Origin of the sequence: Daejeonella sp. (genome assembly GCF_036405355.1) — a bacterium.
Taxonomy (GTDB): Bacteria; Bacteroidota; Bacteroidia; order Sphingobacteriales; family Sphingobacteriaceae; genus Daejeonella.
Window position 1 is genome coordinate 1 of record NZ_DASWXT010000072.1, and the last position, 13,427, is coordinate 13,427.

The window sequence follows — 13,427 nt, forward strand, 5'->3', positions numbered from 1 at the left end:
TCCAATCACTAATTGAAATGATGTTTAACCCAAAACAAACAAATTTATGAATTTTAATTCGAAAGTCATGCCTGCGGCACGACTGAAACTATCCCAGATTTTATTGGCAATGAAATTGACTACAATTTTAATCCTTGCGGCACTTTCAACAGTAAGTGCCAGTAGCTATAGTCAAATGATTACCCTCCATAGGAAAAATATTTCTGTTGGAGAATTTCTGCGATTAATAGAAAAACAAACAAATTATCATTTTTTGTACGACAAACTTGATATTTCAAGAGCCGGAGTTATAAATGTTGATGTAGGAAATGTGTCTGTTGAAGTGGCTCTTGATAAGTGCTTTAAAGATCAACCCCTGACATATAAGATTTTCCAAAATACCATTGTCATAAAAGCTAGGGAAAATTTTAAAGAGGAATCCCTCTTAAAAGATCGGATTGTCAAGGGAGTGGTTACCGACAATCGAGGTGAGACCCTCCCGGGGGTAAGTGTCAAACTTAAAGGAACCACAATTGGATCTACCACTGACTCTGATGGTAGGTACACTCTTAATGTTCCAGATAACAACAGTATTCTTGTGTTTACTTATATCGGATATGTAACCCAGGAAATTTCAGTTAATGGTAGCAATTCAATTAATGTTAGATTACTTGAAGATGCGAAATCTTTAGATGAGGTTGTAGTTGTTGGCTATTCATCAAAGCAGCTTTCTCAATTATCTAGTTCAGTTGCCGTGGTTTCTGGCGCAAAGCTGAATGATGTTACATCAGATGACGTTACAGGATTATTGCAGGGGAAAGCGGCAGGAGTAATCGTTTCAAATTCATCCGGTGATCCTAATGCAGGATCTAATATCATTATCAGAGGGTCAAGTTCTATCAATGCTGGTGCTGGTCCATTGTACGTTGTTGATGGCATAATAGGAGGTAATGCTATTCCAAAAGATGTAGAGTCAGTTACTATCCTTAAAGATGCAGCAGCAACTGGATTATATGGTTCAAGAGCAGCAAATGGAGTTATCATCATTACAACGAAAACAGGAAAGGCTGGTAAGACCAGGATTGATTTTTCTTCAACCACTGGATTCAATACTGCAAATACAGGAAATTTCACAGTAATGAATTCGCAACAGTTGTATGATTATACGAAAAGCTTTTATCCTACCGATCGCTTTGATAAGGAAATTCCTGCAAGCGTTGTTTCTCAGAATACAAACTGGCATGACTTAGCCTTTAGAACAGGTCTCAATCAAAATTATGGGATGGCAATTTCAGGGGGGACTGAGAAAACACAGTTTTACGTTGGGGGAAGTTATTATAATGAAGAAGGTACGCTCAAATTCAACTCGAATGAGCGGTACAATATGAGGACTAACATTACACACAACATTAATGATAAATTTAAGCTAAATGTGAAGTTTAATGCACGTTTTAACAATCAGGAGTTTGATCCTGCAGGACTTGATGGCGCTTTATATGGTTCATATAACAATATGCCCTGGGATAATCCCTACAATCAGGATGGGTCCATAAACAGAGGTACTGATGGTAAATGGTACGGTAGAGAGCAGGAGAACTTTCTCCATGGATGGCAATATAATATTAATGAGAGACAAGGAACCGGTCTGGATGGAGATATTAACCTGGATTATACCATCATTCCTAACCTGAGCTTTGCTAGCTATAACAGAGTTAGTTATACAAATTCTCGCAATGAATTGTTTAACGATATACGGTCCAAAGCTGGTAAAGGGCTGGGAAGACTTAGTAATGGATCAAATAATGGACTTTCGCTAATCACTTCTAATCGGTTGCGATATGGAAAGAGTTTTGGAAAACATACGTTTGATGCTTTGGGGGTAGCTGAAGCCGAAAAAAATAATACGAGTTTCAATACGGTTTTAGGGGAAGGGTTAGCCCCTGGTCTTCATGTAATTAACACTGCGTCACGCATTTTGAGTGCCACAGGTGGTATAAGTGAAAATGCATTCAGTAAAGGGCTGGTACAGTTGGATTACAACTATGATAATAAGTATTTTGCTGTTGGGTCATTTATTAATGAATCATCATCTCGGTTTGGTGCCAACAATCGCTCTGCCAATTTCTATACATTAGGTACTTCATGGATTTTGAGTAATGAAAACTTCATGAAAAATCGAACAAAGATAGACCTGTTAAAAATTAGAGCAAGCTATGGTCTGACCGGAAATGCTAATATTGGTAATTACCAATCCCTTGGACTATACAGCTTTGCCACGCAGTATGACAATAATTCAGGATCTTTTCCTTCACAAATGGCCAATAATGACTTAGCATGGGAAAAGGCAGAAAGCTGGAATTTAGGTTTGGATGTAGGTATGTTTAATCGAGTTTCACTGAATTTAGATATATATGATAAAACCACCCAGGGATTGTTACTAAATGTAGAACAACCTTATACTACTGGCTTTGGATCTGTGATCAAAAATGTTGGTTCAATACAGAACAGAGGTCTGGAAATAAATCTAACCACAGATAATCTCAAAGGAAAGTTTAAGTGGGAAACCAATTTCAATATGGCCTTTAATCGTAGTAAGGTCTTGATTCTTGAGAAAGGGAAAGATATAAGACAAGGAGACTTGATAATTAGTGAGGGAGAAGAATTGTATACCTGGAATATGCGTAAATGGATTGGAGTTGATCCTGCAAATGGTGATCCATTATGGGAGCGTGTTAGTACTGACCCAAGTGGAAATCGTATCATTACTACTACTAACTCATATAGCCTCGCAACCCAGCAAAATGTAGGCTCTGCAAATCCAGATTTTACCGGTGGAATGAGTAATACTTTTACTTTTAAAGGATTCTCCCTCTTTGCCTTCTTTAATTTCGTAAGTGGTAACCTGGTTTATCATTCTTCCCGTGCTCTTTTTGACTCAGATGGTGCTTATTACACCTATAATAGTATGGTGTTGGCTGACGGGTGGAATAGATGGCAGAAACCCGGAGATATTGCTACCCATCCCAAAGCTGTTTTTGGCGGTTCTAAAAATTCTAATAGAACATCCTCAAGGTTTCTAGAAGATGGAAGCTATATCCGTCTTCGCAATGTGACGTTTTCATATAATTTGCCTTCCGCCTTTCTCAATAAATTCCACATTGATAATGCAAAACTTTTTGTAAGTGGAGATAATCTGCTTACGCTTACCAAATTTTCGGGTATGGATCCGGAAGTAGTGTTAGGCCCGGGTGGCGGCACATCAAGCATTAAATATCCTATCAGTAGGAAAGTGTTGTTTGGAATTAACATTGGGTTATAACAAACTAATCGAAACAATTATCATTAAACAAACGAGTAATGAAAACATTCAATATTAAAAGATATATTTTAGTAGCTGTACTTCTGACTTCCATAAGCGCCTGTGAGAAAAACTTGCAACCTTATGACAGCAAATCAAATGAAGTAGCTTTAACCACTCCGGATGACATACAAATAGCAACCTATGGTAATTATTCGATGCTGGTAGCTGAAAATTATACCCGGCATTTACTTACATTAAACGAATGGCCTGGGGACAATGTAGTTCAAAGTGGGGCTGATGGAGATCAGGCTTCTCTTGGAGCCTCCTATCAGCATATTCCAGGGATGTATCCTACCAGAGATTTTTGGGCTCAGTCTTATAAGTTAATTTATTCTACTAATCTAATCATTGAAAGAATAAAAGATGGTGAATCCCCAAAGTTGGATCAGCTTAAAGGTGAAAATCTATACCTTAGGGCCATGGCACACTTTAATCTGGTGCGTTTATTTGGGCGCCCTTATCCTCAGGGTGATGGAAACAACCCGGGAATTCCTATTAAGAAAGACCTTAAAGTTGATGATTTTCCTGCAAGAAACTCCGTAAAGGAGGTGTATGATTTTGTAATAGCCGATTTGCTGAAAGCAGCTTCTTTGATGAAAGATTCCAAAAATGCAAATTTTGCCTCTAAAGAGGTAGCTGAAGCACTTTTATCTCGTGTTTATTTATTTAAAAAGGATAATGCAAATGCTATTATTTATGCTGATAAGGTGATTAATTCCAACCGTTATTCTTTGGCAAGTACAGCGGTTTATAAGAAATCGCCGACCTTGGTGCCTGAAAGTAATCCGGAAACTATATTCAATATAAGACATACGATTTCTGATAATAAGGATAAAAATTCGGTAGGTTCTTTGTATTACAATGACCCGGCAACTTTATCAACAGGTTGGGGAGAATATTATGCTTCCCAGGCGTATATGGATTTATTGGATCAAAATCCTCAAGATGCACGCCATGCTTTTATAACAATTCATTATATAAATGGTGTTTTACAATATCGCGGGACTTCACCAGTGTATTTTATAAATAAATATAACTGGCAGGAAGGTATAGCCAACCTTGCCTCACCGGTTTATTTACGTTTAGCCGAAATGTATTTGAATAAAGCAGAGGCAAATGCTAAATTGGGCAATAATCAATTGGCTATTGCTGATGTAAATATAATCAGAGAAAGGGCCGGACTTTCAGGAGCCGCTCTTTATACCGTTTCCGATTTAAAAGGCAGGGGCAGTGTTCTCGATGTGGTATTAGAAGAACGACGATTGGAGCTCGCCTTTGAGGGGCAACGTTCGGGTGATCTATTCAGAAATAATCTGCCACTAGTAAGGGCTTATCCGGGTTTGCATGGCACAGATAATTTTAATTTTAGGGTTGAACCTACGGATCCCAGAGTTGTCTACTATATTCCTGAGCGGGAAATCAATATTAATCCCAATCTCACTCAAAATCCCTAATTTTTAAAAACTATTATACGTTTAGCTATTTATTCTAGTTGTTTAAAAGCGAAATCAAATCCTTAAATTAAATAGTATCAGAGTTGTACAATTTTTTATTTTTAATATAAAGTAAAAATGATAAGGTTACCAATCTAACAAGTACACATAAAATATATATTTACAGATACAAAATTACTTTTCATGAGATATTTCCCATTAACCATTACAACCCCCCATAGAAAAATTATAGGTTTTCTCATAGTTTGCTGTACTGTTTTGTTTTTTATTGGCAGTAAAGAAAAGACAATTATTGCAACAGAATTAGATGGCCTAAAAGTACCTGAAGGATTTTCTATCGAACGTGCTGTTGATCCCTCTATGTTATCTTACCCAATGTTTGCCTCCTTCGATGGACAGGGTAGGCTCTTTGTTTTCGAGTCGGATGGTAGTTCACCTACTAACCAGGAAATGTTAAAAAAGCCGCCGTACCATATCCGCCTTCTAGAGGATTCGGATGGTGACGGTATTTTTGATAAGAGTAAGATCTTTGCCGACTCCCTGACCTTTCCGAAAGGCGGGGTATTCTATAAAGGCAGTCTTTATGTAAGCTCTTCTCCCGATTTGATACGTCTCACGGATACCGACAATGATGGTGTTGCTGATAAACGGGAAGTAATTCTTACCGGTTGGGTACTGAATTCCAATGCGGCATTGTTGGGCGGACCATTTATGGGCCCGGATGGATGGTTGTACCTTACTGATGCGAGACGGGGATTTGATATCACTACAAAAGAAGGTCAGAATCTTAAAGGAGGCTCTGCAAGGATCTGGAGATGCAGGCCTGATGGCTCGGGTTTGGAATCTATGGCTGGCGGCGGGTTCGATAATTCTATTGAAATCGCATTTATGCCTTCGGGTGAAACAGTGGGAACAATGACCTATTTTGTGAATCCGGAAGGCGGGATGAGAGATGCATTGATGCACTGGGTTGAAGGCGGGGTATTCCCAAAATCAGGGCCTGTAATCCAACAGGATAAATTCAAAATGACCGGGGATCTGATGCCCGTGATGACTAAAATGGCAAGGGTGGCTCCATCCGGCCTGATGCGCTACCGTGGATCCGCATTGGGCAAAGAATACAGCACCAATATTTTTAGTGCTGAATTTAATACCGGACGGATTATGCGTCATCAGGTAAGCGCTGAAGGTGCTTCATATAAAACTGTAGATGAGCCATTTATAACTTCTACGGTTCAGGATATTCATCTTACCGATGTGCTTGAAGATGCCGACGGAAGTATGCTGGTATTAAATACCGGAGGCTGGTTCATTTTAGGATGCCCTTTGTCGAGAGTAGCTAAAATGGATGTCAATGGCGGCATATACCGGATCAGAAGAAATGGAACACCAAAAATTGCTGATCCATGGGGAAAGAAACTGAATCTTAAATCCATGCCTGTTCAGACTCTGGCGGCTACGATCAAAGACCCTCGCCTGGCAGTTCGCGACAATGTGATTGAAGGTCTGGTTGAAAAAGGCGAAGCTGCAGTTTTACCAATAAAAAATACCTTGCTCCGTTCTGAAAATGAAGAGATTCGTGCTGCCGGTGTATTTGCTCTTTACCGTATCGGTACAGCCAATGCAATAAAAGAAGCGCGCTTAGGTCTGAACGACGCCAGTATGGTTGTCAGAACTTCTGCCGCCCGTGTAATGGGTTTGGCGAAGGATAAAGCATCAATAGATAAACTGATGGAACTGGTGCAGAAAGACAAAGGTCAGGTTCGCCGGCAGGCAGCAACAGCTTTGGGACAAATTGGAGATCAGCGTGCTGTTGCCGCCCTTTTAAATTCGGCTGCAACAAATAAAGATCGTTTTGTAGACCATGCTATCATCTATTCACTGATCACCCTCAGGAGTACTGCCCCTTTAATTGCTGCATTAAAGAGCCCTTCTTCAAGTGTGAGAAAATCTGCACTTATCGCACTTGATCAAATGGATGGCTCTGTTTTAAGCAAAGAGAATCTGGTTCCTTTTTTGAATAGCAGCGATCCGGAATCACGGAAAACCGGAATTTGGGTTGCCTCCCACCGCCCGGAATGGTCGGATATTGTAATCAATTTTCTTAAAAGCCGCTTAGCTGTCACAAATCTTTCTGAAGCTGATATTACAGCAGTGCGCGACCTGATGATTACTTTCAGTGAAAACAAGCCTTTACAACAGTTTTTGGGTGAGCAGCTCGGAGATCAGGCAACACCGGCAGCAAGGCAGGCTTTATTAATTGATGTGATAACTCACTCTCCCGTTAAAGTTATTCCCGATATCTGGATTCAGCAATTGGGTAAATTACTGGATAGTGGAAGTGTAGAAATTAAATCGCAGATCCTCGGACTTATTGAATCAAGAGGAATTAAGGTTTTGAATGAGCAATTAAAAATGATTGTTCAGAATCCTGGTACTTCAGCCGACTTCAGACTGAAAGCCCTTAGCTCAAAGCTCCTTTCTGAACCAAATCTTACAGATACGGATTTTCAGATGGTGCTCAGTTATTTGGATAGTAAAAATGAATCGCCGATACGGCAAATGGCTGCCCGTTTGCTTGCTAAGGCTAAATTAAGTGATAATCAGCTTATTAAATTGGCTAAGGAGCAGGTTGCTAAGGCAGATGTATTCCTTATGCCAAATCTGGTAGCGGCTTTTGGGGCAGGTAAAAATGCAGATGTTGGTGCTGCACTTGTAGCTGCTCTTGGAAGTTCTGCCGACCGCCTGGATAATCTTTCTGAGCAGGATTTAAAATCCCTGCTCAATAAATATCCACAAGCTGTAAAAGCTTCCGGCGAACCTTTGATTGCAGCTTTGGCTGAACGGAATGCTGCCAGGCTTACAGAACTTCATGCAGTAGAGGCTCGCTTAAGCAGGGGTGATGTAGCACAAGGCGCTAAGCTTTTCTTCGGAAAAGGAATCTGTTCTACATGCCATGCGGTAGCTAATAAAGGTGGAAAATTCGGACCAGATCTGACAAATATTGGCCAGATTCGCTCAAGTCATGATATCCTTGAGGCTATTATGTATCCCGGGGCAAGCTTTGCAAGAGAGTATGAGACAAGTAAGGTGACTACGAAATCAACCACCCATGTCGGTGTGATCAAAGAACAATTTCCAGATGCAATTACAGTTGAAATCGGCCCTGGAATTATCGTTCGGGTTCAGCGTGCTGAAATTACCGGTATTGAACCGATGAGCATATCTATGATGCCGCCGGGTCTTGATAAACAATTAACATCAGAAGAACTGTCAGATCTGATGGCATACCTAAACTCGCTTCCCGATGGATTGGGAACGATCAGAGCTAAGAATTAATAATTGATTGACCTATATAAAAAATGAAGCTTGCATGAGCCTGCCTACAGCAGGCAGGTTCGTGCAAGCTTTTTAACTATTAAAAAACAAACTATATTCTGATGAAAAGAACACTTCTGGTTTCTATTGCCCTGATTTCTTCCATGATAATCATTGAAGGCTGCGGTACTGTAAAAACAAATTCAAGTCAGGTTAAAACTGACCAATCTAAAGCAATCAGCCTGTTTAATGGCAAAGATCTTAGTGGCTGGTATACCTTTGTTAAAGGCCGTGGGACAGGAATTGATCCTAAAAAGGTATTTACTGTGGGGGATGGTTTGATTAAAATTTCCGGTGAGGAATACGGCTGTATTACTACCAATGAAGAGTACAGCGACTATAAACTGATCGTTGAATTTAAATGGGGACCCAGAACCTTTGCCCCAAGAGTTGATAAGGCCAGAGACAACGGAATCCTGCTTCACTCAACGGGGGAAGACGGTGGTTATTCAGGAACCTGGATGTATTCTATTGAATGTCAGATTATTGAAGGTGGTACAGGAGATTTCCTGGTTGTGGGTGATGGTACTGATAAGTTCTCCCTGACAAGTAATGTGGCTCCTAAAAAACCAGGAGGGGGTAATGTTTATATGCCCGGAGGCCAACCTTTGACCATTAATAAAGGCCGGATCGATTGGTTTGCGCGTGATCCGAACTGGAAAGATGTTCTGGGTTTCAGGGGTGAAAAGGATGTTGAAAAAGAAGTAGGCAAATGGAACAGAATTGAATGTATTGCTGATGGGGATAATCTGACAGTTTACCTCAATGGCGTACTTGTTAATCAAGCTTATCGGGTAAAACCAAGCAGAGGAAAAATTCAGATTCAGTCTGAAGGTGCAGAAATGTTCGTCAGAAAGGTTGAAATAGTTCCTTTGGCTGCCAAATAGATTAATGTTATTTAAGTGTGAAGTTTGCTATGGGCAATGAGCTATGAGCCATCAAATTTGAGTAATATTAATATTGTTAATGTCCAAAGCTCATTGCCCATAGCTCATTGCCCATAGCCATTTCATTTTTAACGTAACATTAATTTAATTCTTCAGATAAATTCGCTGATATAATTCTTAATTTCAATTCAGAAACTCAAACTATAAAAAAATGAATCTTTCAAATAAACTCAGGTCTCTCATTTTGCTGGCATTGATTCTTCCGATGCTTGTATCATTTAAAGAAGAGCCAAAAAGGATCGGGAATAAGGCAGAAATGCTTCAAAAGGAGGGCTTCGTTCCTCTGTTTAACGGGAAAGATCTTAAAGGATGGAAAGGCTTAGTAGGAGACCCGATAAAGAGGTCGAAGATGGATGCCAAAACTTTGGCAGAAGCGCAAAAAAAGGCTGATGCAGAAATGCGTGACAGCTGGAAAGTGGTGAATGGAGAACTTCAATTTACCGGCCATGGAAATAATATTACTACAGTTAAGAAATATGGTGATTTTGAAATGCTAGTCGACTGGAAAATTATTAATAATGGCACTCTGAACGGTGATGCAGGTATTTACCTGAGAGGTACTCCTCAGGTACAAATATGGGATAATGCGAATTTAAAAGTTGGGGCACAGGTTGGTTCAGGTGGCTTGTACAATAATAAAGAGAATGAAAGTAAGCCTCTCCAGGTAGCCGACAAAAAACTGGATGAGTGGAATACCTTCCGTATTATAATGAAAGCTGACCGGGTTACGGTTTACCTTAACGATGTCCTCGTAACGGATAATGTTATTCTCGAAAATTACTGGGACAGGAGTATGCCCATATTTGCTGAAGAACAAATAGAATTACAGGCACATGGCTCACCAATAGCCTACAGGAATATCTACATCAAAGAGCTTCCTCGCGTAAAACCATTCCAGCTTAGTGCACAGGAAAAAAAGGAAGGTTATAAGGTATTGTTTGATGGAACCAATATGCACAGCTGGATAGGTAATACCAGAGATTATATTACCGAAAATGGCAATATGGCTGTTCGTCCGAAGCCGGGTAAAAGTTCTTTGGGTAATAACTTATTCTCCAGAGAAGAATTCAGTGATTTTATTTTAAGGTTTGAGTTTCAACTGACTCCGGGTGCGAACAATGGTTTGGGCATCCGCTCTCCTATAACCGGTGATGCCGCTTATGAAGGAATGGAATTGCAAATTTTGGATAATGATGCACCTGTTTATAAGGATTTGAAAGTTTATCAGTATCACGGTTCTATCTATGGTACTATACCTGCAAAAAGAGGCTATCTGAAACCTGTAGGGGAATGGAACTATCAGGAGGTAATTGTTCAGGGACCAAAGATCAAAGTCATCCTGAACGGTACGGTAATACTTGATGCAGATATTACTGATGCCAGGAAAAATGGTGCCGCCGACGGGCAGAAACATCCCGGCTTATTACGCGACAGCGGTCATATCGGTTTTCTTGGACATGGAAGTCCTTTAATGTTCAGAAATATCAGGATCAAAGATTTAAGTGGGAAGTAGGAACCCGATAGCTATCGGGTGGACTAAGGATTTGAGAAAGCAGCAATAATTTGAGTATTGGCTAAAATTTAATAGCTCATATCTCAAAGCTCATAGCCCAAAGCTCAAATCCCATAGCCCACAGCAAAAATTACGATTGTTCATCATAAAGTATAATACCTAGTTTATGAAACTGAATCCAACCCGTAGGGATTTTATCAAGAAAACAAGCATTGCCGGTATGGGAATGTTGATGTTACCTGGAATGTTGCGCAAAGTAGCAGCCAGTGATCGTTTGCGAATCGCTCATATTGGTCTGGGTGGAATGGGGAATGCGCATATGAAGTGGTTTGCGGCAATTCCGGAGGTCGAAATAGTAGCCTTGTGTGATGTGGATCAGCTTCATTTAGATTCTACTATGCAAACCCTGAATACCCTTCGTCCGGGGCATAAAGCGCAGGCCTACAAAGATTTCAGGCATATACTTGATCGCAAGGATATTGATGCGATAAGCTGTGCCACGCCTGATCATTGGCATAGTCAGGTTGCAACTCTGGCATTTAAGGCTGGTAAGGATGTGTATGGTGAAAAGCCTCTTTCCTATGATGTTAAGGGAGGCGAAGAAATGCTTAAGAATTTAAAGCGTCACGATCGGATTTTTCAGCTTGGTACCCAGATTCATGCCGGCGATAATTATCATCGTGTGGTGGAACTTGTTCGCTCGGGAATCCTGGGTAAAATTCATACCGTTCGTTTATGGAAAACCGGTGTTCCTCCCGATTTTGGTCCTGCAGCCTATCAGCCGGTTCCAAAGAATTTGGATTGGGATATGTGGCTTGGCCCGGCTCCTGTATCTGAATATGATCCTCAACGCTGTCATTTTAACTGGCGTTATTTTTCTGACTATGGACATGGTGTCTTCGGTGATTTCTGGTCGCATATCGCTGACGTTGCTTATTGGGCACTCCAGCCTCAGGGCTTAAAGAGCATCCACGCCAGAGGTGAGCAAAATACCGGCATTTCCAATGTTCAGCGTTGGATTGATGTAGATTATGAATATGAAGACTTAAATGTTTACTGGACGAGCACGGTTCCAAATGTTCCGGGAGCTGCCACCCGTTCTAATATTGGGGCTTATTTTGAGGGAGATAAGGGTACTTTGATTTGTGATTATAATACCCATGAAGTCCGGATAGGAGGAGAGCTTGTGCCTGATTTGACCCATGTACCAATCACAATTGAACGTTCACCGGGTCATCAGCAGAATTTTGTGAATGCTGTTAAATCCCGCACCCAACCGGAGTCTAATCTGGAATATGCCCGTAAACTAACTTTACCTATGCACCTTGGAATGATCTCATACAAATCAGGCAGAAAGCTTGAATGGAATGATAGAAGGGAGCGTTTTGTACACGACAGAGAGGCAAATCAGCTATTATCCAGGGAGAATAGGAAGGAATGGGATTTGACTTAATTGTTCTTTAGATTAAAAATATTAATCGAAAAGAAAAATAATTGTTTAAGGGGGTATATAGACTTAAAGGTTAATCCATTTTCCACTTTCAGAACTCTTAAACACCCCCTCAATCACCAGCATATTATTAAGCGCATCATCAAGCGGGGTTGGAACCTCTGTATTGTCAAGAATCGCCTTTGAGAAAAGATCACCCTGAATGGTGTACTGATCACAGATATCAAAGGTAATTTCCTCAGTTTTTTCTGAGCTATGAAGCCATAATCTGGTTGGTTTATCCGGCGGGGCATTAAAAGGAATTTCTATTTCAATACCACCGGTATCCCCAAAAATATTGACCCTTTGAAAAGGCATTACCTGAGTGGAACAGGTAAAAGTTGAAGTGCCGCTTGAAAAATCTAGTATTCCCGAGGCCATCCGGTCTGTTTTAAATTTCGGATCGAATTCAACTAGTCCGTTGACCCGTTTGGGCTCCTTGCCAAAAATAAACCGGGACAGGGAAATACAATAACAGCCTATATCCATCAGGCCACCTCCTCCAAAATCCGGATTTTGACGGATGTTATTTGGATCGGTATTATAATATGAGAAAAAAGTCTGAATAGATTTCAGCTTGCCGATTGCTCCCTCTTCGACCAGTTTTTTTGCTTTTTTCCATTGAGGATGGTGCCGGTACATAAAAGCTTCCATGATTTTCAAATTTGGATTTGCTTTTGATGCCAGTATTAAACTCTCAGCCTCTTTACTGGAGAGTCCTACAGGTTTTTCCAGGAGGACATGTTTCCCCGCCTCTATTGCCTTTATTGCCCATTCAACATGCAAATGATTCGGTAAAGGGATATAGACTGCATCAATCTCAGAGTCAGACAATAGTTCTTCGTATGAACCGTAAGCTTTTGGAATTCCAAGCGAAGTTGCTACTCTTTTTGCCTCGTTCATATCCCGGGAGGAAATAGCAGTAATTTCACAGTATTTACCCTGCTGCATAGCAGGAATAACTTTTACTACTCCAATCTTTGCAGTGCTAAGTATACCCCAGCGAATTTTAGTTTTCAATTACGAATTATTAATTACGGATTCCTATTTCCTGTTCCCTTCTCAACCTTTCTCCGCCTCTACCTTCACAACTTTCTTAGGATCCCTGAAGAAAATAATAAAGACTACAAGTACAGCAACAGATCCCCAGGCCGGATAGATCCAAATGCTGCTCCAGTCATGGGCTATATTCCCAATCGGTTCGGCAAGGGTATTGGCTTGCTGTGAAATTCCTGCCAGGTTTGTCCCAACAAAGGCTCCTACGCCCCAAAGTATGAATGCAATTAGTCCCTGAGCGGCACCACGC

Annotated in this window: 7 protein-coding genes and 1 pseudogene; 6 read left to right on the plus strand and 2 right to left on the minus strand. The window is 40.6% G+C overall.

Features of this window, described 5'->3' with window-relative positions; genetic code table 11:
- The first annotated feature begins 46 nt into the window (after window positions 1-46).
- The 6 genes from VGE44_RS09265 to VGE44_RS09290 all read left to right on the plus strand — a co-directional run bounded on the left by VGE44_RS09265 (window position 47) and on the right by VGE44_RS09290 (window position 12,085).
- Window positions 47-3,298 carry a TonB-dependent receptor gene (locus VGE44_RS09265; protein ID WP_331078255.1) on the plus strand — a complete coding sequence of 1,084 codons (3,252 nt, stop codon included), beginning with the start codon at window positions 47-49 and terminating at the stop codon, window positions 3,296-3,298.
- A 38-nt stretch (window positions 3,299-3,336) separates the two neighbouring features.
- Window positions 3,337-4,794 (plus strand): RagB/SusD family nutrient uptake outer membrane protein, encoded by a 1,458-nt coding sequence (locus tag VGE44_RS09270; RefSeq protein ID WP_331078256.1) that lies wholly within the window; start codon window positions 3,337-3,339, stop codon window positions 4,792-4,794.
- Window positions 4,795-4,977: 183 nt separating this feature from the next.
- Window positions 4,978-8,133 (plus strand): PVC-type heme-binding CxxCH protein, encoded by a 3,156-nt coding sequence (locus VGE44_RS09275; protein WP_331078257.1) that lies wholly within the window; start codon window positions 4,978-4,980, stop codon window positions 8,131-8,133.
- Window positions 8,134-8,234: 101 nt separating this feature from the next.
- Window positions 8,235-9,059, plus strand: a complete 825-nt coding sequence (locus VGE44_RS09280; protein ID WP_331078259.1) for a DUF1080 domain-containing protein — start codon at window positions 8,235-8,237, stop codon at window positions 9,057-9,059.
- A 211-nt stretch (window positions 9,060-9,270) separates the two neighbouring features.
- Window positions 9,271-10,632 (plus strand): DUF1080 domain-containing protein, encoded by a 1,362-nt coding sequence (locus tag VGE44_RS09285; protein WP_331078261.1) that lies wholly within the window; start codon window positions 9,271-9,273, stop codon window positions 10,630-10,632.
- 166 nt (window positions 10,633-10,798) lie between these two features.
- On the plus strand, window positions 10,799-12,085 hold the full coding sequence (locus VGE44_RS09290; protein WP_331078264.1) for a Gfo/Idh/MocA family oxidoreductase: 1,287 nt from the start codon (window positions 10,799-10,801) through the stop codon (window positions 12,083-12,085).
- A 63-nt stretch (window positions 12,086-12,148) separates the two neighbouring features.
- On the opposite strand, the gene VGE44_RS09295 is transcribed toward VGE44_RS09290, so the two are convergent.
- Window positions 12,149-13,141 carry a Gfo/Idh/MocA family oxidoreductase gene (locus tag VGE44_RS09295; RefSeq protein ID WP_331078266.1) on the minus strand — a complete coding sequence of 331 codons (993 nt, stop codon included), beginning with the start codon at window positions 13,139-13,141 and terminating at the stop codon, window positions 12,149-12,151.
- 42 nt (window positions 13,142-13,183) lie between these two features.
- Window positions 13,184-13,427, minus strand: a pseudogene (locus VGE44_RS09300) (hypothetical protein); the annotation flags it as partial.

Coding starts and splice junctions, on each gene's coding strand:
- VGE44_RS09280 (WP_331078259.1), top strand. CDS start 8,235: ATGAAAAGAACACTTCTGGTTTCTATTGCCCTGATTTCTTCCATGATA.
- VGE44_RS09270 (WP_331078256.1), top strand. CDS start 3,337: ATGAAAACATTCAATATTAAAAGATATATTTTAGTAGCTGTACTTCTG.
- VGE44_RS09285 (WP_331078261.1), top strand. CDS start 9,271: ATGAATCTTTCAAATAAACTCAGGTCTCTCATTTTGCTGGCATTGATT.
- VGE44_RS09275 (WP_331078257.1), top strand. CDS start 4,978: ATGAGATATTTCCCATTAACCATTACAACCCCCCATAGAAAAATTATA.
- VGE44_RS09265 (WP_331078255.1), top strand. CDS start 47: ATGAATTTTAATTCGAAAGTCATGCCTGCGGCACGACTGAAACTATCC.
- VGE44_RS09290 (WP_331078264.1), top strand. CDS start 10,799: ATGAAACTGAATCCAACCCGTAGGGATTTTATCAAGAAAACAAGCATT.